Annotated in this window: 20 protein-coding genes and 3 pseudogenes; 7 read left to right on the top strand and 16 right to left on the bottom strand. The window is 63.7% G+C overall.

All coding sequences use genetic code 11. The features are described 5' to 3' along the window. Positions 1-20: 20 nt before the first annotated feature. Positions 21-2,348, top strand: a complete 2,328-nt coding sequence (locus M727_RS0111145; RefSeq protein ID WP_027152762.1) for an ATP-binding protein — start codon at positions 21-23, stop codon at positions 2,346-2,348. A 94-nt stretch (positions 2,349-2,442) separates the two neighbouring features. Here the strand turns inward: M727_RS0111145 and M727_RS0111150 are convergent, their stop codons facing one another. From M727_RS0111150 to M727_RS0111165, 4 genes are all read right to left on the bottom strand, one after another. Further along, positions 2,443-5,403 (bottom strand): bifunctional [glutamine synthetase] adenylyltransferase/[glutamine synthetase]-adenylyl-L-tyrosine phosphorylase, encoded by a 2,961-nt coding sequence (locus M727_RS0111150; protein ID WP_027152763.1) that lies wholly within the window; start codon positions 5,401-5,403, stop codon positions 2,443-2,445. Next, positions 5,403-6,872 carry an ATP-binding protein gene (locus M727_RS0111155; RefSeq protein WP_027152764.1) on the bottom strand — a complete coding sequence of 490 codons (1,470 nt, stop codon included), beginning with the start codon at positions 6,870-6,872 and terminating at the stop codon, positions 5,403-5,405. Before M727_RS0111155 ends, M727_RS0111150 begins: the two co-directional genes overlap by 1 nt. 1 nt (position 6,873) lies before the next feature. Next, complete coding sequence (locus tag M727_RS0111160) at positions 6,874-7,548, bottom strand: response regulator transcription factor (protein WP_023800810.1); 675 nt, start codon at positions 7,546-7,548, stop codon at positions 6,874-6,876. Between the two features lie 424 nt (positions 7,549-7,972). Beyond that, a complete protein-coding gene (locus M727_RS0111165) occupies positions 7,973-9,505 on the bottom strand; it encodes a Do family serine endopeptidase (RefSeq protein WP_027152765.1) in 1,533 nt (510 codons plus the stop codon). A gap of 185 nt (positions 9,506-9,690) precedes the next feature. Here M727_RS0111165 and M727_RS0111170 point away from each other — a divergent pair, with 185 nt between their 5' ends. Further along, positions 9,691-9,960 (top strand): CopG family ribbon-helix-helix protein, encoded by a 270-nt coding sequence (locus M727_RS0111170; RefSeq protein WP_027152766.1) that lies wholly within the window; start codon positions 9,691-9,693, stop codon positions 9,958-9,960. 71 nt (positions 9,961-10,031) lie between these two features. Here M727_RS0111170 and M727_RS0111175 read toward each other — a convergent pair whose 3' ends face one another. The 9 genes from M727_RS0111175 to M727_RS0111215 form a co-directional block, all read right to left on the bottom strand. Further along, positions 10,032-10,499, bottom strand: a complete 468-nt coding sequence (locus tag M727_RS0111175) for a cytochrome c-type biogenesis protein (protein WP_027152767.1) — start codon at positions 10,497-10,499, stop codon at positions 10,032-10,034. Next, a complete protein-coding gene (locus tag M727_RS0111180; protein ID WP_027152768.1) occupies positions 10,496-12,487 on the bottom strand; it encodes a heme lyase CcmF/NrfE family subunit in 1,992 nt (663 codons plus the stop codon). The genes M727_RS0111175 and M727_RS0111180 overlap by 4 nt, the downstream gene beginning before the upstream one ends. 105 nt (positions 12,488-12,592) lie before the next feature. Next, positions 12,593-13,033: a cytochrome c maturation protein CcmE gene (ccmE, locus tag M727_RS0111185; RefSeq protein WP_023800816.1), complete on the bottom strand. Its 441-nt coding sequence runs from the start codon at positions 13,031-13,033 to the stop codon at positions 12,593-12,595. Between the two features lie 3 nt (positions 13,034-13,036). Then, the gene (gene ccmI / locus M727_RS0111190; protein WP_027152769.1) at positions 13,037-14,170 is read right to left on the bottom strand and encodes a c-type cytochrome biogenesis protein CcmI; all 1,134 of its coding nucleotides are present in this window, start codon (positions 14,168-14,170) and stop codon (positions 13,037-13,039) included. Between the two features lie 233 nt (positions 14,171-14,403). Beyond that, entirely contained in the window at positions 14,404-14,844 is a 441-nt protein-coding gene (locus M727_RS0111195; RefSeq protein WP_027152770.1) for a hypothetical protein, read from the bottom strand. 178 nt (positions 14,845-15,022) lie between these two features. Then, positions 15,023-16,489, bottom strand: a complete 1,467-nt coding sequence (locus M727_RS0111200; protein WP_027152771.1) for an ATP-binding protein — start codon at positions 16,487-16,489, stop codon at positions 15,023-15,025. Continuing rightward, positions 16,473-17,138 carry a response regulator transcription factor gene (locus M727_RS0111205; protein ID WP_027152772.1) on the bottom strand — a complete coding sequence of 222 codons (666 nt, stop codon included), beginning with the start codon at positions 17,136-17,138 and terminating at the stop codon, positions 16,473-16,475. Before M727_RS0111205 ends, M727_RS0111200 begins: the two co-directional genes overlap by 17 nt. Before the next feature lie 105 nt (positions 17,139-17,243). Further along, positions 17,244-17,543 (bottom strand): hypothetical protein, encoded by a 300-nt coding sequence (locus M727_RS0111210; RefSeq protein WP_023800821.1) that lies wholly within the window; start codon positions 17,541-17,543, stop codon positions 17,244-17,246. A 168-nt stretch (positions 17,544-17,711) separates the two neighbouring features. Beyond that, a complete protein-coding gene (locus tag M727_RS0111215) occupies positions 17,712-18,122 on the bottom strand; it encodes a DUF3168 domain-containing protein (protein WP_027152773.1) in 411 nt (136 codons plus the stop codon). A gap of 145 nt (positions 18,123-18,267) precedes the next feature. Between M727_RS0111215 and M727_RS0111220 the strand changes: the two genes are divergently transcribed. Then, positions 18,268-18,537 (top strand): hypothetical protein, encoded by a 270-nt coding sequence (locus tag M727_RS0111220; RefSeq protein ID WP_245268524.1) that lies wholly within the window; start codon positions 18,268-18,270, stop codon positions 18,535-18,537. A gap of 322 nt (positions 18,538-18,859) precedes the next feature. On the opposite strand, the gene M727_RS0111225 is transcribed toward M727_RS0111220, so the two are convergent. Continuing rightward, entirely contained in the window at positions 18,860-19,126 is a 267-nt protein-coding gene (locus M727_RS0111225; protein ID WP_027152775.1) for a DUF1488 domain-containing protein, read from the bottom strand. Further along, positions 19,123-19,395, bottom strand: a complete 273-nt coding sequence (locus tag M727_RS0111230; RefSeq protein WP_027152776.1) for a hypothetical protein — start codon at positions 19,393-19,395, stop codon at positions 19,123-19,125. Before M727_RS0111230 ends, M727_RS0111225 begins: the two co-directional genes overlap by 4 nt. 246 nt (positions 19,396-19,641) lie before the next feature. On the opposite strand from M727_RS0111230, the pseudogene M727_RS36230 reads away from it, so the two are divergent. The 4 genes and pseudogenes from M727_RS36230 to M727_RS42345 all read left to right on the top strand — a co-directional run. After that, positions 19,642-19,932, top strand: a pseudogene (locus M727_RS36230) (co-chaperone GroES); the annotation flags it as partial. Between the two features lie 171 nt (positions 19,933-20,103). Continuing rightward, entirely contained in the window at positions 20,104-21,723 is a 1,620-nt protein-coding gene (gene groL / locus M727_RS0111240) for a chaperonin GroEL (protein ID WP_027152777.1), read from the top strand. A gap of 87 nt (positions 21,724-21,810) precedes the next feature. Continuing rightward, positions 21,811-22,199: pseudogene (locus M727_RS36235) on the top strand (hypothetical protein). Between the two features lie 100 nt (positions 22,200-22,299). Then, positions 22,300-22,464: a hypothetical protein gene (locus M727_RS42345; protein ID WP_198032633.1), complete on the top strand. Its 165-nt coding sequence runs from the start codon at positions 22,300-22,302 to the stop codon at positions 22,462-22,464. 18 nt (positions 22,465-22,482) lie between these two features. Here M727_RS42345 and M727_RS36240 read toward each other — a convergent pair. Next, positions 22,483-24,028 (bottom strand): annotated as a pseudogene (locus M727_RS36240) (trimethylamine methyltransferase family protein). Positions 24,029-24,167: the final 139 nt, after the last annotated feature.

Genomic DNA, 24,167 nt, shown 5'->3' on the forward strand with positions numbered 1-24,167 from the left:
AAAATCGGGGAGAGCCATTTATGGCGAAGGCGGACGCGTGGGGCGCGCCCGGAGGGACGGGTTTTGAGCAGCGTGAGGCGGGAAGCGACGGTCTCGCCGGCAATGCGCGGCTGATCGCCGAACCCGCCTACCGACGGCTTCTGGCAGCCGAGCCATTGCTGCGCCGATCGATACCGGCCCTCATCATCATTTTCCTGATTGTCATCGCGGCACTGCGGTTCCTGTCGCTGATGCACGAGCGCGACGACGTGGAACGCGACGCCAAGGCGATCCTCTCGCTCGCGGCGGGCCAACTGGCCAGTTCGATCAGCGTCGATGCGAGCATGGCCTCGACGCCTGGCGCGACGCAGGACCTGTTGGAGGGCATCAGCCGTCAGGGCGCCATGGGCCAAAGCCACGTGCTTGCGGTCACCGACAGCGCGTTCAAGATCGTTGCCGTGACACCGCAATCGACGGGCTGGGAAGGGCGGTCGCTCGACGCCATCGCCCAGGGCGGTCAACCGCTGTTCATGTTCGGCGACCGCGCCGGGGTGATGGAGGTCAGCATCGGCGGCCAGGACTGGTATGCGGCGGTGAGCCTGGCAAACGGCAGGAATGGTGCTGCCGCAGCGCTCGTCCCGCAGGATGCGGTCTTCGACACGTGGCGCAAGACCGTTTCGCTCAACGTCACGCTGTTCGTGCTGACGGCCGGCGTGCTGATCATCGTTCTCTATGCCTATTTCGGCCAGGCGGCGCGCGCCCAGACCGCCGACCGCATCTATCTCGAAGCGCACCAGCGCATCGACATGGCGCTGGTGCGCGGCCGCTGCGGCCTGTGGGATTGGGACATGGTGCGCGGCAAGATGTACTGGTCGCGTTCGATGTACGACATGCTGGGCTATGAGCCCTGCGACACGATGCTGTCGTTCGGCGAGGTCGACGGGATCATCCACCCGGAGGACGGCGACCTGTTCCAACTCGCCAACAGGATCGTCGCACGCGAGATCGACCACATCGACCAGGTGTTCCGGATGCGCCACGCCGACGGACAATGGGTGTGGATGCGCGCAAGAGCGCAGGTGATCGACCCGGAAGCGCCGGAGATCCAGTTGATCGGCATCGCCGTCGACGTCACCGAGCAGCGGCATTTGGCGCTGCGCTCCGAGGCCGCGGATCTTCGCCTGCGAACGGCCATCGAAAACATCAACGAATCCTTCGTGCTCTGGGATTCGGCCCAGCGCCTGATCATGTGCAATTCCAAGTACCAGCAGGACAACGGCCTGTCGGATCGCGACGTGATGCCGGGCGCCTCGCGCGCCGTTCTTGAAGATCGCATGCTTGCCTTCGCCTCGGAGCGCCGGCTTGCCAACACCAACGGGCAGCAAGGCGGCGTGACCTTCGAGCGGCAGCTTGCCGATGGCCGCTGGCTGCAGGTGAACGAATTGCGGACCAGGGACGGCGGCACCGTCTCGGTCGGCTCCGACATCACCCAGATCAAGCTGCACCAGGAGAAGCTGGTCGACAGCGAGCGCCGGCTGATGGCGACGATCCACGATCTCAGCCTTGCCCGCCGGGCAGAGGAAGAGCGGTCGCGCGAACTGGTCGAGCTCAATCACAAATACATGAAGGAAACCGAGCGCGCCGAGGCCGCGAACCGGGCCAAATCCGAGTTCCTGGCCAACATGTCGCATGAATTGCGCACGCCGCTCAACGCGATCATCGGCTTCTCCGAACTGATGGAACAGGCGCTGTTCGGGCCCCTGGGTTCGCCGCGCTACGAGGAATACGCCACCGACATCAACGGCAGCGGCAAATATCTTCTGGGCGTCATCAACGACATCCTCGACATGTCGAAGATTGAGGCCGGCCAGTTCTCGATGGATCAGGAGGAAATCGACCTCTGCCCGCTGATGCGGGAAACGGTGCGCGTCATCTCGCTGCAGGCGGCGGAAAAGTCGATCACCGTCGAAACACGCATTTCCGATTCGCTGACACTGTTCGCCGACCGCCGGGCGATCAAGCAGATCATCATCAACCTGCTGTCGAATGCGGTGAAGTTCACCGGCCAGGGCGGCCGCATTGCGGTAAGGGCCCGCAACACCTCCAGCGCTCTGGTGCTGACGATCGAAGACAATGGCTGCGGCATCCCGAAGGAGGCGCTGAGCAAGCTCGGGCGGCCGTTCGAGCAGGTGCAGAACCAGTTCTCCAAGAGCCATGGCGGTTCCGGCCTCGGCCTTGCCATCTCACGCTCGTTGGCCGAGCTTCAGGGCGGCGCCTTGAAAATCCGCTCCACCGAAGGCACCGGCACGATCGTGTCGGTGCGCATTCCGACCAGGAAGCCGACGCAGCCGGTCAGGGCCGCCGCCTGACCCTCTGTCGTCGTGAAGCGGTTACAACTTTCGGAAAACGCCGGACCGACAGCAACCCCGATGCTATTCGAAACAGCCGATTGGCGTTGCGCCATCACGGTCGTTTCGCACGAAGCAAAAAGCCAAAATCCTTCCTGACATTTTGCGACGTCTCCTTGAGGTGCGCTTCCAGCACGCCGAAATCCGGCAGGTCGGTGACCGCCAGTAGCAGATCCGAAAGCCCCGGCGGAACGTCGTCGCGTTCGAATACGCCGGTGAGGCAGAGCCGCGTCATCTGGGTCAGCGCCAGATAGAGCGCATAGGCATCGCAAAGCTCCTGCCTGATCTGCGCCTCGGCGAAATCCGGCGCCAGCCTCGACAGCACGTCCGCCGTCCCGGTGACCCGGCGGCCGGCTTCGATCTTTCCCGTGATCACCGCCACCTGCGCGATGAATTCGAGATCGATGAGACCACCCGGGATCAGCTTGATCTCCCAGAGATCGCGCGGCGGTTTTTCCTTCTCGATCATCGCGCGCATCTCGGCCGCCTCGGCCATCACCTTGGCGCTGTCGCGCGGCAGGGCAAGCACCTGTGCCACTTCGGTCTCGACCTCGGCGCACAGCGCTTGATCGCCGCCGATCGCGCGGGCCCTTGACAGCGCCATATGCTCCCAGGTCCAGGCGTCCTTGCGCTGGTACTTCTTGAAGGCATCGACATGGGTCGCCACCGGCCCCTTGTTGCCGGACGGCCGCAAGCGAAGGTCGAGTTCGTAGAGAACGCCCTCGGCGGTCGGCGCGGACACCGCAGCGATCAGCCGCTGCGTCATCCTGGCGTAATAGTGCGACGGGGCGAGCGGCTTGTCGCCATCGGATTCGTCGGCATCGGCGTCGTGATCATAAAGCAGGATGAGGTCGACGTCTGAGCCGGCCGTCAATTCGCGGCTGCCGAGCTTGCCCATGCCGAGCAGCGCAACCGTGCCGCCGGCGATGCGACCGTGGCGTAGCGCGAACTCGGCGATGACCGCCCGCAGCGCCGCGTCGATGGTGAGATCGGCCAGATCGGAAAAGGCACGGCCGGCGCGCGCCGGATCGATCGAGCCGGCAAGCAGCCTGACGCCGATCAGGAATTTTTGCTCGGACGCAAAGATGCGCAAGCGGTCGAGCACGTCCTCATAGGCCCTGTCGCCTTCGAGAAACGCGGCGAGACGGCCGGACAGATAGGCGCGGTCCGGCAGTTCGGTCAAAAGGGCCGGATCAAGCAGGCCGTCAAACACGTGCGGCCGGCGTGTGATGATGGCGGCCAGCCGGGGCGCCGCGCCCATGATGGTCGCCAGCAGCTTCAGCAGAGCCGGATTGGAGTGGAGCAGCGAGAACAGCTGAATGCCGGCGGGCAGACCGGCAAGGAATTCGTCGAAGCGTATCAACGCCTCGTCCGCGCGGCGCGTCTGGCCGAAGGATTGCAGCAGCGCCGGCGTCAGTTCGGTCAACCGCTCGCGCGCCTCGGCTGACTGGGTGACGCGATAGCGGCCGAAATGCCAGCCGCGGATGACGCGGCAGATGTCGCTCGCCCGCTGGAATCCCAATCTCTGCAGGGTCTGCAACGTATCGGGGTCGTCGACATCGCCGGTAAAGACCAGATTGCCGATGCCCGCCGAAAGCTCGGGCGCGGTCTCGAAAAGCGCTGCGTAGTGGCGTTCGACCTGATGGAGTGCGGCGCGGAACGCCTCGGCAAAGGTCGCCGCATCGGCAAAACCGAGCAGGCGGGCAATGCGTTCGAGCCCTTCGTCATCGTCCGGCAGTATGTGGATCTTCTCGTCGGCGACCATCTGAACGGCGTGCTCGACGCGGCGCAGGAGCCAGTACTGCCTTGTGAGCGTATCGCGCGCATCGGCAGTGATCCAGCCGCGTGCCGCAAGCTGGCCAAGCATCGGCACCGTCTCGCGGCCGCGCAGTTCGGGGAAGCGGCCGCCGGCGATGAGCTGCTGGGTCTGGACGAAGAACTCGATCTCGCGGATGCCGCCGCGGCCGAGCTTGACGTTGTGGCCCTTCACCGCGATCTCGCCAAGACCCTTGTGGGCATGGATCTGGCGCTTGATCGAATGGACGTCGGCGATCGCCGCATAGTCCATGTATTTGCGCCAGATGTAGGGCTGGAGCTCCTTCAGGAACGCAGTGCCGGCGGCGACATCGCCGGCCACCGGACGCGCCTTGATCATTGCGGCCCTCTCCCAGTTCTGGCCCCGCGCCTCGTAGTAGCGCAGCGCCGCCTCGACCGGGATCGCCAGCGGCGTCGAACCGGGGTCGGGACGAAGCCTGAGGTCGGTGCGGAAAACATAGCCGTGTTCGGTGCGGTCCTGGAGCATGCGGACCAGCCGGCGGGTCAGGCGCGAAAACAGCTCCGTCGCATCGAGCGGATCGACGACTGCTGGCGCTTGCGGGTCGAAGAAAACGACGAGATCGATGTCGGAGGAGAAGTTCAGCTCATGCGCGCCAAGCTTGCCCATGCCGAGCAGGATCCAGCCCGACCGGCGCGCCGGATCCTTGAGATCCGGCAGTTTGAGCTTGCCTTGTCGGTGCGCGTCGCGAAGCAGGAAGTCGACGGCAGCGCGGGTGCAGGCGTCGGCAAGATCGCTCAGCCGCCGTACTGTGATTGCAGTTTCGGCCTCGCCTGCAAGATCGGCCAGCGCGATCAGAACATGCGCTTCCGCTTTCCATTGCCGCAGCTCCATCATCAGGCCGTTCTCAGAGATGGCTTCCGCCCGCGCGGCCTTGTCGATGGCGGCGCCGATCGACGCCAGCCGGGCCTCGACGGTCTCGTCGAAAAGCGCATCCAGGATCTGCGGGCGGCGGCGCACCGTGTCGCGCAGGAACGGCGACAGGTCGAAAACTGCCGCGAGGAACTCCTGGACGGCGCCCTCGCCGGCCAGGAATTTCGCCACCCCGGCAAGCTCCTCTTCCTGCGCTGCGGAAGCGATCTCCGACAATTCCCGCCGGGCTCGGTTCTGATCCAGAGGCACGAGCTTTGCCGCCGGCTTCAGAAGCCAGTTGGTGTGTTCCGCAGCCGCCTTCACCGCCATCAGCGATCCTCCCGTTCGGGAAAACTCACGACGACGGATAATCCAGGATTGGCGGGCAGGAGATCAAGCCGCCCTTTGTGGAATGTCATGATCGCCTTGGCGAGGCTGAGGCCGAGACCGGAACCCGGCTGCGAGCGGCTCTTCTCCAGCCGCACGAAACGCTCGGTCGCCCTGGCGCGATCGGCGTCGTCGGGAATACCCTGGCCGTTGTCGGTGACGGAAAGCCTGATTTCGCTGCCGACGCGTTCGAGCGCCACGCGAACGGTCGGCTTGGCTGTCGAGTCGGTCGAATATTTGATCGCGTTGTCGACGATGTTCGATAGCGCCTGGCCGATCAGCTCGCGATTGCCTTCAACGGCGAAGCCATCCTGCACCGAGGTCTCGAGTGTCACTCCCGCCTCCTCCGCCACAGGCTCGTAGAGCTCGACGACATCGCGCACGGAAGCCGCCAGATCGACCCGGCTGGTGATTTCTGAGGAATAGCCCGCCTCCAGCCTTGAGATCATCAGGATGGCGTTGAAGGTCTTTATCAGATGGTCGGACTCGGCGATGGTCGCTTCCAGCGCCTGCCGGTAGTCGGCGGAGTTGTGCTTGCCGGAGAGCGTCGCCTCGGCGCGGTTGCGCAGCCGGGTCAGCGGCGTCTTCAGATCGTGGGCGATGTTGTCGGAGACCTGCTTCAGTCCTTCATTCAGCGTGGCGATCCTGGCCAGCATGGAATTGAGATTTTCGGAGAGCCGATCGAACTCGTCGCCGGCGCCGGTGACCGGCAGCCGGCCGGAAAGGTCGCCGCCCAAGATGCGGCGACTGGCCTGCGACACCGAGTCGATGCGCTTCAGCGCCGCGCGTCCGACGAAGAACCAGATCAAAATTCCGCCAAGCGCCATCATGCCGAGCGCCAACGTCAAGGCGCGGCGGATGACGGCGCGGAACCGCTCAGGCTCGCCGAGATCGCGGCCGACCAGCATGATCATCTGGTTCGGCAGGCGCAGCACCAAGGCAATGGCGTTGTGGCCCTTCTCGCCTTCGACCTGGACTTCGCTCTGGCTGGGTTCGTTCGGGTCGGCGATCGGGTTGCGTTGCCGCTCGAGCTCGCCCTCGCCAAAGCGCCGGTAGGAAAACGGCTCCGTCGTCCAGCCCTCGGCCACGAGAACGCCGGGTTCCAGGCTCTGCACGTTGCCGGTCAGGATCTGGCCGTTGGCATCGGCGATCAAATAGAGATTGGCGCCGGGTTGGCGGGAGCGCTGCTCGACCACCCGGACCAGCAGCGGCAAGCCGCCGCGCTGATAGACCCGGGCGAGGCCGAGCACCTCGTCGTTGATGGTCTCCTGCGTCTGGCCGGTCAGCATGCGCGCCGACAGCGAGGTCATGTAGAAGACGAGCAGCACCGCACAGATGGCGAACAGCAGGAGATAGAGCGCCGAAAGCCGCGCTGCCGTCGTCTTCATGATGGCCGGCATTGAAAGGGCCATGCTAGCCGCTCTTGAGCATATAGCCGGCGCCACGAACCGTGTGCAGGATCGGTTTGTCGAAGCCCTTCTCGATCTTGCCGCGCAGCCGCGAGACGTGAACGTCGATGACGTTGGTCTGCGGATCGAAATGATAGTCCCAGACATTTTCCAGCAGCATGGTGCGCGTCACCACCTGGCCGGCATGGCGCATCAGATATTCGAGCAGGCGGAACTCGCGCGGCTGCAGCGTAATCTCTCGGGCCGCGCGCCGCACCGAATGCGACAGCCTGTCGAGTTCGAGATCGCCGACCCGGTAGACGGTTTCGGCCTCCCTGGCGCTGGCGCGGCGGTTCAGCACCTCGACTCGGGCCAGAAGCTCGGAAAAGGCATAGGGCTTGGTCAGATAGTCGTCGCCGCCGGCGCGCAAGCCGGTGACCCGGTCGTCGACTTCGCCGAGCGCCGACAGGATCAGCACCGGCGTAGTCTTGCCTCGGGATCTAAGACCGGCGATGACCGACAGGCCGTCGCGGCGCGGCAGCATGCGGTCGACGACCATCACGTCATAGTCGCCGGAGTCAGCGAGCGCGAAGCCGGTTTCGCCGTCGCCGGCGACATGGGCGGTATGTCCGGCCTCGGTAAAGGCTTTCTGGAGGTAATCGGCCGCTTCGCGATCGTCTTCTATGACGAGAATCTTCATGGGACCGTTATACGCGATTTCGCTGGAAGAATGAGTGGCCGGCATAGGCATCATGGTCTCGAGGTGCATCGCGAACAAAATGATTCAAGAACGAGCAGTAAGTCTTTGTTTTGGAATGTTTTTGGCCCCGAGCCGCGGCATCCTCGGATTTGGGCGAGATGAGCATGTCAACCGCTTCACACTTTTGGGCGACATGCTTTGTTGTTTGAGCATGTCGTCATCCCAAAACCGCTTCACACTTTTGGGCGACATGCTTTTTTGTTGCTTGAGCATATCGTCATGCTTCTGTTCGAGCGGCAGCGGGCGATGGGAGCCCGCTGCCGCTGGGGCGGAACACGATGACTGACTAGTGTATTCAAGCCCCGTGCTTTCCCATGCGACGGCTCGGGGTATTTGAAACCGCCGCATGGGAAAGGCTGGAACGTCAGCCCTTGGCGACAGGCAGCGCGACGAAGCGGTTGCTGTCGTCGCGGGTGATCTGCATCAGCACCGCCTTGCGGCCCGACTTCACCGCGTCGGCCATGGCCTTGGCGACGTCGTCGGTGCCATTGACCTCCGTCGAATTGACCGAGGTGATGACGTCGCCGGGCTGGATGCCGCGATCGGCAGCATCGCTGTCGGGATCGACATCGGTCACCACAAGCCCTTTGCCATCGTCGGACCTGGTGACGGTGAGACCGAGATCGGCCAGCGTATCGGCCGTTGGCGGAGCGGAAGGCTGCTGGTCGGCCGAAGCCTGCTTGTCAGTCGAAGGCAGCGTGCCGAGGTCGACCTTGACCGTTTCACTCTTGCCGTCACGCCACAGCGTGACGTCGACCGGCTTGCCGGGCGGGTAGGCGCCGATCAGACGGGCGAGCTCCTTCGGCGAAGCGACGTCCTTGCCGTCCACCTGAGTGATGACGTCACCAGCCGATATGCCGGCGTCCTTGCCGGGACCATCGTCCTGGGCGCTGGAAACGAGCGCACCCTTGTCGGACTTCAGCCCGAGCGATTCGGCGATTTCGGAGGTGACCGGCTGGATCTCGACGCCAAGCCAGCCGCGCTGGACGGTGCCGTCCTTCATCAGATCCTGCACGACCTGTTTTGCGGTCGAGGCGGGAATGTCGAAGGCAATGCCGACGCTGCCGCCGGACGGCGAGAAGATCGCTGTGTTGATGCCGACGACCTGGCCGTTGAGGTTGAAGGTCGGGCCACCCGAATTGCCGCGGTTCACCGAGGCATCGATCTGGATGAAATCATCATAAGGACCGGCGCCGATGTCGCGACCACGGGCCGAGACAATGCCGGCAGTGACTGTGCCGCCGAGGCCGAACGGATTGCCGACGGCCACCACCCAGTCGCCGACGCGAACCTTTGAATCATCGGCGAAGTCGACATAGGTGAACTTGCCGTCGCCTTCGACGACCTTGAGCACTGCGAGATCGGTGCGCGGATCTGTGCCGACCAACTTGGCGTCGAGTTCCTTGCCGTCATGCATCACCACCGTGAAGGACGAGCCCTCTCCGACGACATGGTTGTTGGTGACGAGGTAGCCATCCTCAGAGATGAAGAAGCCGGAACCTTGAGCGACCGGCCGTGGCTGGCGGTCACGGCGTTCGAAACGTCGCATTCCATCCCGGCCATCCTGATCGCCAAAGCCACGGAACTCCCTGAAGAAGCGGCGCAATTGCGGATCGTCGGGGAGATTGCCGAAGGCGTCGGGCAGGTCGGAGCCGTCGTCGGCGGTCGATTCTATCTTGGCTTTGACGCGGACACTGACGACCGCCGGCGAAACGCGCTCGACCACGTCGGCGAAGCTCGGGACCTGAGGCGCCTCGACACGCACGGCCTCGGCCAGGACGGGGGCTGTCCCGGTGGCAACCGCGCCGAAGCCGATCGCGCCGGCAATGGCCACTGATGCGGCGGCAGCCATCAGGCGCTTGCGGGTGCGGGAATGTGAATTGGGGGCAATATTCATGGGTCTCGTATCCTCTTTCAAGGGATGCGCTTCGCTCGGCATCCTCGGGCAAGAGAAATAGAGGCGCGCACATTACGGCGCCATTTCCAGTGCATGAAACTTTGGTAATGTTTGCAGGCACCAACCCTTTGGTTGCGCCCGCCCGTTGCCCTATGTTGTACACAGTTCAGCACAAGGCTTTCACCATGACCGCAAGCGCCACCATGACGATACGGGTTTCGTCCGAAACCAAGCTGAAGCTGGAGCGGATCGCCGCCGACACGCGGCGCAGCAAATCCTTCCTCGCGGCCGAGGCGATATCGGCCTATGTCGATCGCGCGCTTGAGATCATCGAAGGCATCAAACGCGGCATGGCCGATGCGGCAGCTGGCCGTGTCGTGCCGCACGACGAAGCCATGGCGGAAATCGACGCCATCATCGAAGCGTCGGAAGCCAGGCGCGCAGACAAGGCTTGAAGCGGTTCGTCACCTGGTCGCGAGACATCGTGACACGGCCGCGGTCTTGGCGACGGGGCGGCCGGGCCGAATTAGTTATTCAGCACCTTGTCCAACGCTGCCTTCTCCTCGGCGGTGAGCATGGCCGCAGGCGTCGAACGGCGCGACCGGGCGGTCAGCACGATGAAAATCCCGCCGGCAAGCAGCAGAAGGACCGGCGTGCCCCACAACAGCGCATTGCGCAGGCTGAAGCGCGGCTTCAACAGCACGAACTCGCCATAGCGGGAAACGATGTAGTCGATCACCTGCCGGTCGGTATCGCCGGCGACCAGGCGCTGGCGCACCAGCACGCGCAGGTCGCGGGCAAGCTCGGCATCGGATTCGTCGATCGACTGGTTCTGGCAAACCATGCAGCGCAGTTCTTCCGAAAGCGTCCGCGCCCGCGCCTCGAGCGCCGGGTCGGCCAGAACCTCGTCCGGCCTCACCGCAAGTGCGGCGCCGGCAAACAACAGCGTCAGCAGCAGGATCAGGGAGGCCAGTGAAGTTTTTCTTGCGGTCATGGCAGGCTCGCCGAAGGCATGGCGCCCGCCGACTTGCGGCGGCGCGACGGTGCGCCGACCCGCAGCCGCCGGTCCATCAGCGACATCGCAGCGCCTGCCATCATGACAAGGGCGCCGCCCCAGATCAGCGTCACCAGCGGCTTCCACCACAGCCGCACCACGACGGAGCCGTCGGTCGCCTCATCGCCAAGCGAGAGGTAGAGCTGGCTGAAACCGATCGTCTTGATACCGGACTCGGTCGTCGTCATCTGCCGGACCGGATAGGAGCGCTTGGACGAGGTGATCACGGCGGTGGTGCTTCCATCAGCGCCGAGCAGGGCGAAGCGGCCGCGATCCTCGCTGTAGTTAGGCCCCTGGGCCGGATAGAGCCCTTCGAAGCGCAGTGTGTGGCCGGACAGTTGCACGGTCTCGCCGGCACGCATCGACAGGATCTTCTCGGTGCCGAAGCAAAGCGTGCCGACGATGCCCAGCGTCGTCAGCCCGACGCCGAGATGGGCGAGCGCGGTGCCGAAGACCGAACGCGGCAGGCCGGCGAAGCGCCTGAGCATGACGCCGGGCGCGACACTGCCAAAGCCGGACTTGACGGCAATATCGGTGAGCGCGCCGCAGATCAGCCAGAAGGCCAGGCCGACGCCAAGTGCAGCGAACACCGACGCGCCGTCGATGAACAAGGCCGTCACCAGCACGGCCAGAAGTGCGGCGGCGAAGGCCGCCATCAGCCGCTGGGCGACGGCGAAAATGTCGCCGCGCTTCCAGGCCAGAAGCGGCCCGAACGGAACCGCGACCAGGAGCGGCACCATCAGCGGGCCGAAGGTCAGGTTGAAGAATGGCGCGCCGACCGAAATCTTGTCGGCTGAAACGGCCTCGACGACCAGCGGATAGAGCGTGCCGATCAGCACGGTGGCGGTGGCCGTGGTCAGGAACAGATTGTTGAGGACCAGCGCCCCTTCGCGCGAGATCGGATGAAACAGGCCGCCGGCCGTCAGCCTCGAGGCGCGAAAGGCGAACAACGCCAGTGATCCGCCGATGAACAGTGTCAGGATGCAGAGAATGAACACGCCGCGCGTCGGATCGGTGGCGAAGGCGTGGACGGAGGTGAGCACGCCGGAGCGCACCAGGAAGGTGCCGAGCAGCGACAGCGAGAAGGTCAGGATCGCCAGCAACAGCGTCCAGATCTTCAGGGCTGAGCGCTTTTCCATGACGATCGCCGAATGGAGCAGCGCCGTGCCGGCCAGCCAAGGCATGAACGAGGCGTTCTCGACCGGATCCCAGAACCAGAAACCGCCCCAGCCAAGTTCGTAATAGGCCCAGTAGGAGCCCATGGCGATGCCGCCGGTCAGGAACATCCAGGCGACCAGCGTCCATGGCCGCACCCAGCGCGCCCAGGACGCGTCGATGCGGCCTTCGATGAGGGCGGCGACCGAGAAGGAAAAGCAGATCGAGAAGCCGACATAGCCGAGATAGAGCAGCGGCGGATGGATGGCGAGGCCGAGATCCTGCAGGATCGGGTTGAGATCGCGGCCCTCGATCGGCGCCGGATTGAGCCTGGCGAACGGGTTGGACGTCGCCAGGATGAACAGCAAGAAGGTGGCGCCGATCGCGCCTTGCACGGCCAGCACGTTGGCTCGAAGGGTCGCTGGAAGATTGCTGCCGAAAGCAGCGACGAGCGCCCCGAAGAAGCTCAGGATCAGCACCCAGAGCAGCATCGAGCCCTCGTGATTGCCCCAGGTGCCGGTGATCTTGTAGATCAGCGGCTGCAGCGAATGCGAGTTGTCCCAGACGTTGGCCACCGAAAAGTCGGACGTCGCATAGGCCGTCGCCAGCGCCGCGAAGGACAGAGCGGTCAAGGCAAAGCCGGTCACCGCGACCGGACCGCCGACGGCCATCATCTTCTGGCTGTTGATACGCGCGCCGAACAGCGGCACCAGCGCCTGTACCAAAGACAGCGCGAACGCCAGGACCAGCGCGAAATGTCCGGTTTCAACCATTGTGGCCAAGCCCGCCAGGTTTTTGCTTTGCCGCAGGGTCTTGCCGCAAAATCGTGGGAACCCTCCGGTCAAGCCCGAGGGCAGGCTTTTGCGGAACCTGCTTAGTCACTTTTTGCTCTCCTGCCACACGCCCCTGGACTTGAGGCCGTCGGCCACCTCCTTGGGCATGTAGTTCTCGTCGTGCTTGGCCAGCACGCTGTCGGCGACGAAGACGCCGTCCGGGCGAAAAATGCCTTCAGTGATGACGCCCTGCTCCTCGCGGAAAAGGTCGGGAAGAATGCCGGTGTAGGTGACCTTGACCTGCTTCTGGTTGTCGGTCACCGAAAAAGCGACGGTGGTCCCCTGACCGCGCTCGATCGTGCCTTTTTCGACGAGGCCGCCGAGCCTGATACGCTGCCCGGGCTGCAGGCTGGCGGTGGTCAGATCGGCGGGCATGTAGAAGTAGGAGGCCTTCTGACCGAGCGCGTAGAAGGTCAGGCCGGTGGCGGCACCGAGGAAGGCCAACCCTCCGGCGATCACCGACAGTCGTTTCTGCTTGCGCGTCATTTCTTACTCCGTCGCCGTCAGGCCAAGCGAGGCGGCAAAGGCGGTGAATTTCTTCGCTTCGTCACTATCGGAGCCAAAAACGGCGATACCGCGATTGAGCGCGTCGCGCGCCTGATCGGCCTTCCCCAGCACGACATAGGAACGAATAAGCTGCATCCATCCTTCCACATCGCGCGGGTTTTGCCGCAGTTTTTCGTCAAGCCCCGCAACCATGGTGTTGATCATCGCTTCCCTATCCTGCGGCGACATCGACGAGGCGGCGTCGACATCCCCGACGTTCGGGCCTTTTGCAGGCACTCCCGAAGCGACGCTGCGCCTGGCGGTTTCGGCCAGTGCCTGCGCGACGGCGCCGCGCCAGGGCGAGTCCTGCGGCAAGGCCGCGAGCATTTTCTGCCAGCCGGCCGTCGCCTCCTCGATGCGGCCTTCCTGCGCCATGCCCATCGCCAGATAAAAGCTGGCCTTCGGAGTCGCCGGATCGAGCTTCAGCGCCGCCTCGAAGGCTGCCTGGGCATCGGCCGAGACAATGCCGCCCGCTTCGCTGGCGATCGCCTCGCCGAGGCCGGCCTGGCGAGTTGCGCTGTCGCCGTCGAGGCGAATGGCGTTGCGGTACGCCGTCACCGCGTCGGAGAACCGCTGCATGCGCAGATAGATTGGCGCCAGCACGTCCCAACCCCTGCCATCGGACGGGTTGGCGGCAAGGTGGGCCTCGGCGCGTGCCACCAGTTCGTCGACCGAACTGTCGGCGGGATTCTTGGCCAGTCGCTCGCTGAGCGGCTGCGACGGCAGATCGGGCGAGCCGAGTTGGCTGTACAAGCCCCAGCTGACCAGCGGGACCGCCAGGACCGCAGCCGTCGCAACCAGCCTGGTCGCCATCGACGGTTGCCGCGCCGCTGCCTTGTCGGCAGCATTGTCCAGGCGAAGGATGCGACGGGCGATCTCCGCACGCGCCTCTTCGGCCTCCGCCGGCTGGATCAGGCCACGCGCCACGTCGCGGTCAAGCTCGGACAACTGGTCGCGATAGACTTCAAGGTCATGATCGCTGCTCGCCGAACCACCCTTCGGGCCGCCGGCCAGCGGCAGCAGAACCGCCAGGCTTGCACCCAGCGTGAGAATGGCGGCTATGACCCAGAACAGCATGTTTCTTCCAATAACGGCAGAGCCCTGCCCTGCCAACACAGGCGTCCTGCGACGCTTTGACGGCAGATGCGTCGCATGTCCTTGATTGATGTCAACCGGACCTTAAGCGCGTCGCGATCGACCGACGTAATGGGACGCGCCTTAGGTAGTTGTTTTCATGCATGTCGTCATCGCAAAACCGCCGCACACCCCGGGGGCACGCTTTTGCGCGACATGCACTATCCGGCCGGTCGTTACGTCAGCGGCGTCCAGCTGCCATCGGCGTTGCGGCAAGCGGTTCCGCGCGCGGTGGCGCCGGCGGCGCCGGTGAACACCGTATGGGTGTATTGTCGGCAGTCCTGCGAGCCGACGCGATAGGGCTGGGCGGGCACGACTTCACCGTAAAGAGCCGACCGATCGCTCTTCCACGTCACCTTCTGGCTGCTCGCCGTGTACTCGAGGGCCCTGTATTCCGCCTCCAGTGCCTTGCGCTTTTCGGGGCCGCTCAAGCCGGTACCGATCGATCCGCTGACGAGGCCGCCGCCCATGGCGGAAATGACCGTCGTCGCGATCTTGCCTTCACTTGGCGGCGTTGCGGCCGGCTGCGGCGCCACCGTGGGGCCAGGGTTCCTGCCCAGCGTCGTGCAGCCGGAAACGGCCAGCAGTGCGGAGACGAGCGCGACGCGAATCTTCATGCCAAAAACCGGTCTCTTGAGTTAAAGCTGGGGGCCGCGCCATCGGGGAAGTCGGCGTGGCCATAGTGTCGATGTTTGTCGGAAATTTGGCCGCGGCCGACGGCTCCGGGACCAGTCGACATGCCGCCATATCACGCACCGACGATCAATGTCGACCGGCCCAGCAAAAAGCATGGGCCTAGTGAAGGCTCCGCAATCGAACCACCGCCTTCAACCCGCCCATGCTGGACCGTTCCAGAGCCAGAACGCCTCCGTATTCGTTGACGAGGTCGGCGACAATGGCAAGTCCAAGCCCGGTCCCCGGCTTTGTCTCGTCGAGACGCCGCCCGCGCTTCAGCGCCTCGCGCGCCTTGTCTTCCGGAATGCCCGGGCCGTCATCCTCGATGCTGATCTCGAACAGGTTGACAGCACCCTCCTTGCCGGCGCCACTCTTCTTGGTGGAGCCACCCTTGCCCGAGATTGGCGCCACCGACACAGCGACCGCGCTCTTTGCCCATTTCATGGCGTTGTCGAGCAAATTGCCAAGCAATTCTTCCAGATCCTGGCGTTCGCCGGCAAAGACGATATCGACTGCCGGCAGCGAAAGTGAGAGAGCTGTCTGCGGATTGAGTTTTTGCAGCACGCGCACCATGCGCTGGACCAGCGGCGCCACCGGCGTGCGGTAGACGACGCTGTCGCGTTGCGCCGCAACGCGGGCGCGCTGCAGATAATGGTCAATCTGCTTCTGCATCGAGGCGGCCTGTTCGGCTATGAGCTGGCCCTTGGCACCGCCGAGCGCCCGTCCCTCGTTGATCAGCACCGCCAGCGGCGTCTTCAGCGAATGGGCGAGGTTGCCGACCTGCGTCCGCGAGCGCTCGACGATACGCTTGTTGTTTTCGATCAACGCGTTGGTCTCGTCGGCGAGCGGCTCGATCTCGGCGGGGAAGCGACCGTCGAGCTTTTGCGCGGTTCCTTCGCGCACCATGGCGAGAGCGTCCCTGACCCGCCGCAATGGCTGCAGGCCCAGCAGGATGGCGATGGCGTTGATGGCGATCATGCCGACGCCGAACAGCGAAAGATAGGTCAGCAGGCGACGCTGAAAGGCGCTTATCTCCTGCTCGAGCTCGGTCCGGTTGCCCATGACGCGGAAGCGCGCTGCGCGATTTTTCGCGTCGAGAACGAATTCGCTCTCGAACACTTCCAGTTCCTCGCCATCGATGCCTTCTGTCGTATAGCTGCGCTGGAAGCTGGCATTGAACGGAACCTCGGCGACGCTTGGCGACAGGATCGCCGTGGTCATCGAGGAGGAGTGCAACTCACCACTCACGCCTTCCGACGCAGGCTCCACCGACCAGTACCAGCCGGACTTCGGCTCCGAGAACCGAAGGTCGCCCAGGTCGGGAGCGCCGGTCAGCGAACCGCCTTCGGACACGCCGACCGAGCCGATCAGATTGAACAGATGCGCCGACAGCAGGCTGTCGAAACCGCGCTCGTTCGCCTGGCGATAAAGGGTCGTGATCAGCGTGAAGATGACAATCAGGGTGAGTATCGCCCAGACCGTGGAAAAGGCGATCACCCGGAACGCCAGCGAACGCGGCCCGAACCGCAGTGAAAGCGGCGTCCTTGCAGTCTGTCTGAGCGGTTCCGCCTTACGCCTCCGGCTCACGCATTCGATAGCCCATGCCGCGAACGGTTTCTATCATGTCGATGCCCATCTTCTTGCGAAGCCGCCCGACAAAGACCTCGATTGTGTTGGAATCGCGGTCGAAATCCTGATCGTAAAGGTGCTCGACCAACTCGGTTCGGGACACGACCTCGCCCATATGGTGCATCAGATAGGCAAGCAGGCGAAATTCATGCGACGTCAGCTTCAACGGCACGCCGTCGAGATCGGCCTTGGAGGCTTTGGTGTCGAGCCGCAGCGGCCCGCAGGTCAGCTCGGACGACGCATGGCCGGCCGCGCGCCGGATGAGCGCTCGGACCCTGGCCAGCACCTCTTCGATGTGGAACGGCTTGGTGACATAATCGTCGGCGCCGGCGTCGATGCCGGATACCTTGTCGCTCCAGCGATCGCGCGCCGTCAAAATCAGGACCGGCATCTTGCGGCCGCCGCGCCGCCAGCGTTCGACCACGCTGATGCCGTCCATCTGCGGCAAGCCGATGTCGAGCACCACGGCGTCATAGGGCTCGGTGTCGCCGAGGAAATGCCCTTCCTCACCGTCGAAAGCCCGGTCGACAACATAGCCGGCATCGACCAGCGCGTCTGATATCTGCCGGTTCAGATCCTTGTCATCTTCGACGACGAGTACGCGCATGCGGGAATCATACCCAGTTGAAGAATCGGCCTGTTGAAAAATCGGCCTGTTGAGGAGCTGCACGTCAGATATAGGCCGATTCCAGCGCCTGGGATACGGCAGGCATCAGTTCAGCGGAACGACGATCTCCGTGCGGCGCGGACGCTGCCCATCCTTGCCCGGAACCAGCACGACGATGACGCAGACCGGCTGGCCACCGCGCGTCGACTGCGACGCCTTGGCCAGCGTGCCGCCATTCTGCTCGGCGACCTGCTGACCGATCGCGTAGCAGTCGGAGGCGGCCAGGACGATCGGCCGGTTCTGCTCGGGCACGACGACCGGCAGCGCCGTCGCCTGCGACGCAAACAGACCGGCAGCGCAGAGAGCAAGTGTCGCGGTTGGGAAGTGGGAGCGAAGCGTTTTCATGATCAGCGTCCTAACGCATCGGTGCTGAACGTGATATGAACATTGCCTGCAACACATGCCTGTCTCACCCCCTGAAATGCGACACAACCAACCCCGGTGATTTGGCCGCCCCAACCCGGCAAATCCAGGCGCCAGTCTAGACTGTGTTGCAGCCTTATTGAAAGCGCGTCAGGCGTTTTCTTCCGTCACGGCAAGAAAGCGCAGCAGCCCGTGACAGGCTGAAAGATCCTGGTCGTAACGGACCTCGGTGAATTCGAGCCTGAGATTGACGCGGTGATGCTCGTCGAGCGCGAGCGCCGCATCCTGGAGGCGGGCGCTGACCATGTCCATCACGTCGAGCATTTCTTTCCTGGCCTCGGATTTCGACCAGAAATGCAGAGTGAAAAGCTGCTCGGCGTCTTTCTCCCTGCCTGTTACCCAATCATAGACGCTGGTCCGGCCGAACGTCACATAGGGAAACGGGATGTTTTCCGGGACATGGTCGAATAGTTTTGCGCCGCCCAGCGCCGCTGACAGGGAACCGTCAGCGTCCAGCGCCTGGAACAAGGCCTTCTGCAACGCGGCAGCCGGCGCGGTCATTGTATTCTCCCTCGCCCGTCGCGGCTGAACAGGCCTTTGTGCCGTCAACGATTCGTGCTTGCAGCGTAGCCGCGTTGAGGTGGCTGCGCCAGATCAGGGGGATCTCAGGTGGCTACCCACACCTTTCATTTGACATGCAAGGCGTTTGAAAAACGGTGCTATGGAGTGTTTGTTTCTCCAGACCTTCGAGGTTGTTTTCGTGCGCGAGCCATCGCTGCTGCCTGTTTTCGGAAAGCTTGGGATCAAGACGCCAGTCGTCGTTGCGGCGGCGCCGACCATGTCGAAAAGCATTAAGAACATTGTGTCCCGCATGCGGGAGGTTCTGTCTTCATACGGAGGCCTAGCCTTGAAGCTGTTCGTCGTCGTTTGGACGGTCCTTGTCGTGGCGGCAGTGTTCTACATCACGCAGGCCTGACCAATTGCATTCATCGATCGGGGGCGGAAACGAAACGGATGCCGGAATGGCAAACCGCTACGCACTGCGCATGGAGCATCCGCACAGCTGGACCGTCTTCGATGGCTTCACCGGCCAGCCCGTCGAGCTTAAGCACCAGGTCTTGGTTGGCATGAACACGCGCGATGCAGACGCGATGGTCGGATCGGCTGAACAGCCGAGATGTCAAGCGACGGGCAAAGGCGGAGAGCAAGCCCTGATCCTGCCGCTAGGTTCACTCGGCACATTCGTGCGCCTGGATCGGATCTGGCGCGTTGGCCCTGAACGCGATGACGTTCGGGATTTAACGAAAATCGGCCGCCGTCAGCACATATATGCTCTTGCGGGTCCGGTCATAGGCATTCCTGGCGACGTCGTGGATGGAGCTGGAAGCCGTATCGAAGGCGGCGAGATAGGTGGCTTCTGCAGTTGGTGTCCCTGACTCTGCCTTCGAGATGGCATCCGTGGCGACGGAGAAGGAAATCTGGAACATGCCGTCATGGCCGACGAAGCGGATGCGTTTGCCCGCCTCGTCGTAGCTGCGGCTTCGATTGGGAAATGTCAGGCTCATGACTTGACCTCCGTTGATGCAACGTCTGCTTTCTTGATCGCCCGCGACGCCCGCTTTTTCTTGGGGGCGACGGGATTGAGGGCCTCCGCGGCGCGGTCGGCCTCTTCCTTGGCCAGCCGCAACGCCCGCAATCTTGCCGTCTTAATGGTCCTGGCCTTGGCCTCTGAAACATATTCGGCCGTTGCCTGATTGCGTTCCGCGGTTTTCTTCTGCTTCTCCATGAAGCGCGCTTCGGCTTTTTCCATGATGTTCTGGCTAACTTCCGCCATCGATTAAAACCTCCTTTTGGCTGCAATGATGAAAATGATTTTCTCCCTTAAAATAGTCACTCGATGTGGAAAAATCAAATTCTGACCTATTTTTGATCGAGCAAATTTCTGAAGCGAAAAGGCAAAATAATACTATTCAATGTTTTACGGCGGCCAACGAATATTTTTTGGCACTCCTATCTATCGAGTGCCAACGCGCCTATAGAAGGGAGCGGCCGCCTAAGCCGGCCCCAGAAAGAAGTCTCCATGAAATTCCGGCCACTCCACGATCGCGTCGTCATTCGGCGCGCCGAAAGCGACACCACATCCAAGGGCGGCATCATCATCCCCGACAATGCCAAGGAAAAGCCGCAGGAAGGCGAAGTGATCGCCGTCGGGCCGGGCGCGCGTGACGAAAGCGGCGCGCTGATCGCGCTCGATGTCAAGGCCGGCGACCTCATCCTGTTCGGCAAATGGTCCGGCACCGAGGTCAAGATTGACGGAGAGGACCTTCTGATCATGAAGGAGGCCGACATCATGGGCATCATCGACAAGAGCGAGATGGGATCATCGACAAGAGCGAGATGGGCATCATCGAGAAGACCGGGGCTGCCAAGAAGGCCGCCTGATTGGAGCGCCGCGCGTCTTGGACGCGCAAAGGACGCTCCAAATTTTTGATTCAGGCGGTGCTGACAGCGCCCTGCCGCAACCAACCGAACTGGAAAAATCATGTCTGCCAAGGAAATCAAATTCTCCACCGATGCGCGTGACCGCATGCTGCGTGGTGTCGAAATCCTCAACAACGCCGTCAAGGTGACGCTCGGCCCCAAGGGCCGCAACGTCGTCATTGACAAGGCCTATGGCGCACCGCGCATCACCAAGGACGGGGTGGCGGTAGCCAAGGAAATCGAGCTTTCCGACAAGTTCGAGAACATGGGCGCGCAGATGGTGCGCGAAGTGGCGTCGAAGACCAACGACCTTGCCGGCGACGGCACCACCACCGCCACGGTGCTTGCCGCCTCCATCTTGCGCGAGGGCGCCAAATTCGTTGCCGCCGGCATGAACCCGATGGACCTCAAGCGCGGCATCGACCTTGCCGTTACCGCTGTCGTCAAGGAAATCCAGGCACGCGCCAAGAAGGTCAAATCTTCCGGTGAAATCGCGCAGGTCGGCACCATTGCCGCCAATGGCGACACCACCGTCGGCGCCATGATCGCCAAGGCGATGGACAAGGTCGGCAATGACGGCGTCATCACCGTCGAGGAAGCCAAGACCGCCGACACCGAACTCGACGTCGTCGAGGGCATGCAGTTCGACCGCGGCTATCTCTCGCCCTATTTCGTCACCAATGCCGAGAAGATGCGCGCCGAGCTGGAGGACCCTTACGTCCTCATCCATGAAAAGAAGCTCGGCAATCTGCAGGCGATGCTGCCGATCCTCGAAGCCGTGGTGCAAAGCGGCAAGCCGCTGCTGATCATCTCCGAGGACGTCGAAGGCGAAGCGCTGGCGACGCTGGTCGTCAACAAATTGCGCGGCGGACTCAAGGTTGCGGCCGTCAAGGCGCCGGGCTTCGGTGACCGCCGCAAGTCGATGCTGGAAGACATCGCGGTGCTCACCGCCGGCCAGGTGATTTCGGAGGACCTCGGCATCAAGCTCGAAAACATCACCATCGCCATGCTAGGCCGCGCCAAGCGCGTGCTGATCGAAAAGGACACGACGACGATCATCGACGGCGCCGGCGAGAAGGCCACGATCCAGGCGCGTGTCCAGCAGATCAAGGGGCAGATCGAGGAAACCACTTCCGACTACGACAAGGAGAAGCTGCAGGAGCGGCTGGCCAAGCTCGCCGGCGGCGTCGCGGTCATTCGCGTCGGCGGCGCGACCGAGTCCGAGGTCAAGGAAAAGAAGGACCGCATCGACGATGCGCTGAACGCCACGCGCGCGGCAGTGGAAGAAGGCATCGTTCCCGGCGGCGGTGTCGCGCTGCTGCGCGCCAAGGCCGTGCTGAACGGGCTGACCGGAGCCAATGCCGATGTGACGGCGGGCATTTCGATCGTGTCGAGAGCGCTCGAAGCGCCGATCCGCCAGATCGTCGAGAACTCCGGCGTCGAAGGTTCGATCGTTGTCGGCAGGCTCACGGACAGCAAGGATCACAATCAGGGCTTCGACGCCCAGAACGAGACCTATGTCGACATGATCAAGGCTGGCATCGTCGATCCCGCAAAGGTGGTGCGGACCGCGTTGCAGGATGCCGGGTCGATCGCGGCGCTGCTGATCACCGCGGAAGCCATGATCACCGACATTCCAGCAAAAGACGCTGCGCCTTCGGCCGGCATGGGCGGCTACTGACCACCCCTCCCGTAAATAGGCCCTGCAAGGCCTGGCCCCAGCAAGGCCGGGCGACCGATCCCAACATCAACCAGGAAGGAACTGTCCGTGGCCACACAAAGCAGCAAGCCATCTCTCGCGCGTCGATGGGAAGATTACCAGCCGGCCAAATCCACGCTTTTGTGGCATGCGCTGCAACCTTCGTCGCCACGCTGATCATCGGTTTCAACTGGGGCGGCTGGGTGACCGGCGGCACCTCGCGCGCGCTGGCGGCCACCGCCGGCGATACGGCGCGCGGCGAACTGGCCTCGGCGGTCTGCGTCGATCGCTTCAATACGGCGCCCGACGCGGCCGCCAAACTTGTCGAGTTCAAGGCCATAACTGACAGCTACAAGAAGCGGCAGTTCATCGAGACGGGCGGCTGGGCGACCATGCCCGGAAAAACCTCGCCCGACAGGCTGGGTGCGCAAAGCTGCGCGGTCGCTCTCGCCACCTAACATCTTCGACCTCTCGGAGAGAACGTGCTCTTGACGAGAGCCCGAAAGACAGCCGCCGGGGCATCCTCCGGCGCGCAGCCGTCGGCAAGGAGATCGATCCATGATTGCATTCGTCCCGAAGCCAAATGCTGTAGTAAAGACCAAAGTGGCCGAGGAAAGCCGCTTCGATCGCATTCGCAGACTCGCCGCCGACAGGCACAGGAAAGCCGATGCCGGCACGATCCGCCGCGACCCGCAGAAGGCAGGCGACAAGCGCCCCATGTAACGCGCTCGCTGAACTACATCACGAGACCGGTGCTGCGCCACCCTCTTCCGTGCGCCGCGCAATGAATTCGTCGAGAACACCTGATGTGGCAGCGGCGCAAGCCGGCGGCCGAAAATCGGCCAGCAGCCGTTTCCAGATACCGGTGGCGCGCTCCGTGGCGGTTCTTGACCCGGCCTCAGTCCAGTTGCCGAAATTCGACCAGTCGGCGACCAGCGGTTCGTAGAAAGCGGTGCGGTAGCGCGCCATTGTGTGCCCGGCCGAGAAGAAATGCCCGCCCGGCTGCACTTCAGCGATGGCCTCGAAGCCGATCGCGGCCTCGTCGCCGGGAGTCGCGGCGCAGAGTTCCGCGATGGTCTGCAGCGCCTCGATGTCGGTGATCAGCTTCTCGAACGAGACGCTCAAGCCGCCTTCGAGCCAGCCCGCGGCATGAATGCAGACAGTGGCGCCGGCGAGCACCGAGCCCCACAGCGCGAACTGCGTTTCGTGGGCTGCCTGCGCGTCCGAAACGTTGGCGGCACTGCCGCCGCCGGACCGCCAGGGAAGGCCGGTGAAGCGTGCAAGCTGACCGGCGCCGAGCGTCGCCTTGACGTGCTCCGGCGTGCCGAAGGCCGGCGCCCCGGACTTCATGTCGACATTGGAGGAGAAGGAGCCATAGACGACCGGCGCGCCCGGCCGCACGATCTGGGCCAGCGTCAGCCCGGCCAGCGCTTCGGCGTGCTGCAGCGTCAGCGCGCCGGCCACGGTGATCGGCGCCATGGCGCCGGCCAGGCAGAAGGGTGTGATGATCAGCACCTGCCCCGCCTTGGCAAAGTCGATGATGCCTTGCGCCATCGGAATGTCGAGTTGACGCGGCGAGTTGGTGTTGATGACGGTGTAGCAATGAGCGCCCGAACGGAATTCGTCCTCGGACAGGCCGCGCGCCAGCCGCAGCATCTCGAAGCCGTCTTCGACCTGCGGCGTGCCGCGCGCGAAGACGAACGGCAGCTTGTCCGACATCGTCAGCTGCGCGCGGTTGACGGCATAATGCCGGAAGCGGTTGTCGATGTCCTGCGGCTCGATGCAAGGTCCCAGCATGTGCAGCACGTCGAAATGCTGCACCAGGCGGATGAGATCCTCGAAAGCGGCAAGCGTTCCCGGCCGCCGGCCGTGCTCCAGATCGGTGACGTTCGGCGCCCCGGATCCTGCCAGGAACGTCATTGAGCCGAGTTCGAGCGTCAGGTCGCGGGCACGGGCACCGGCATGGACGCGGATCGATTTCGGCGCCGAGCCCAGCGCCGCCGAGACGATGTCGCGGCCGATGCGCACCATCTGGCTGTCCTCGTCGACCAGCACGAGCAAGAATGGCGCGCGCCTCCGGCAGCAGCACCTTGGCGCCGAGTTGCTCGAGCACGCGCAGCGCCGTGTCGTGGATCGCGGCGACCTGGTCGGCCGAAAAGATCGGCTGCGGCAGGAACGGGTTCTTCAGCGAACGATAGTCCGGCCGGCGGCTGGTCTCGCTGCCGGCCTCGCCGGTTCGCCCGCGCCTGCGTTCGCGCCTGAGGTTGCGTGCTGCGTCATCGACCATGGCGGATGCTCCTCATTGCCGTATTGCCCTGTCTTGCGGATCGTAGGCAGGAGCCGCGATGACGCACGTCGGCCGCTCGGCCCAGTTGAGGCAGGCAGGATACTTGCGCTGTACATATGTGTCTAGTACGGTTGTATGC

The organism is Mesorhizobium sp. WSM2561, from assembly GCF_000513915.1.
GTDB classification, from domain to species: Bacteria; Pseudomonadota; Alphaproteobacteria; order Rhizobiales; family Rhizobiaceae; genus Mesorhizobium; species Mesorhizobium muleiense.

Excerpts from the sequence above, each read along its gene's own strand:
- M727_RS0111195 (WP_027152770.1), bottom strand. The coding sequence starts at position 14,844 with ATGAAGATTCGCGTCGCGCTCGTCTCCGCACTGCTGGCCGTTTCCGGC.
- M727_RS0111230 (WP_027152776.1), bottom strand. The coding sequence starts at position 19,395 with ATGGCGGAAGTTAGCCAGAACATCATGGAAAAAGCCGAAGCGCGCTTC.
- M727_RS0111155 (WP_027152764.1), bottom strand. The coding sequence starts at position 6,872 with ATGGCCCTTTCAATGCCGGCCATCATGAAGACGACGGCAGCGCGGCTT.
- M727_RS0111175 (WP_027152767.1), bottom strand. The coding sequence starts at position 10,499 with ATGACCGCAAGAAAAACTTCACTGGCCTCCCTGATCCTGCTGCTGACG.
- M727_RS0111160 (WP_023800810.1), bottom strand. The coding sequence starts at position 7,548 with ATGAAGATTCTCGTCATAGAAGACGATCGCGAAGCGGCCGATTACCTC.
- M727_RS0111215 (WP_027152773.1), bottom strand. The coding sequence starts at position 18,122 with ATGACCGCGCCGGCTGCCGCGTTGCAGAAGGCCTTGTTCCAGGCGCTG.
- M727_RS42345 (WP_198032633.1), top strand. The coding sequence starts at position 22,300 with ATGATTGCATTCGTCCCGAAGCCAAATGCTGTAGTAAAGACCAAAGTG.
- M727_RS0111205 (WP_027152772.1), bottom strand. The coding sequence starts at position 17,138 with ATGCGCGTACTCGTCGTCGAAGATGACAAGGATCTGAACCGGCAGATA.
- groL (WP_027152777.1), top strand. The coding sequence starts at position 20,104 with ATGTCTGCCAAGGAAATCAAATTCTCCACCGATGCGCGTGACCGCATG.
- ccmE (WP_023800816.1), bottom strand. The coding sequence starts at position 13,033 with ATGACGCGCAAGCAGAAACGACTGTCGGTGATCGCCGGAGGGTTGGCC.
- ccmI (WP_027152769.1), bottom strand. The coding sequence starts at position 14,170 with ATGCTGTTCTGGGTCATAGCCGCCATTCTCACGCTGGGTGCAAGCCTG.
- M727_RS0111150 (WP_027152763.1), bottom strand. The coding sequence starts at position 5,403 with ATGGCGGTGAAGGCGGCTGCGGAACACACCAACTGGCTTCTGAAGCCG.
- M727_RS0111170 (WP_027152766.1), top strand. The coding sequence starts at position 9,691 with ATGACCGCAAGCGCCACCATGACGATACGGGTTTCGTCCGAAACCAAG.
- M727_RS0111165 (WP_027152765.1), bottom strand. The coding sequence starts at position 9,505 with ATGAATATTGCCCCCAATTCACATTCCCGCACCCGCAAGCGCCTGATG.
- M727_RS0111210 (WP_023800821.1), bottom strand. The coding sequence starts at position 17,543 with ATGAAAACGCTTCGCTCCCACTTCCCAACCGCGACACTTGCTCTCTGC.
- M727_RS0111180 (WP_027152768.1), bottom strand. The coding sequence starts at position 12,487 with ATGGTTGAAACCGGACATTTCGCGCTGGTCCTGGCGTTCGCGCTGTCT.
- M727_RS0111225 (WP_027152775.1), bottom strand. The coding sequence starts at position 19,126 with ATGAGCCTGACATTTCCCAATCGAAGCCGCAGCTACGACGAGGCGGGC.
- M727_RS0111145 (WP_027152762.1), top strand. The coding sequence starts at position 21 with ATGGCGAAGGCGGACGCGTGGGGCGCGCCCGGAGGGACGGGTTTTGAG.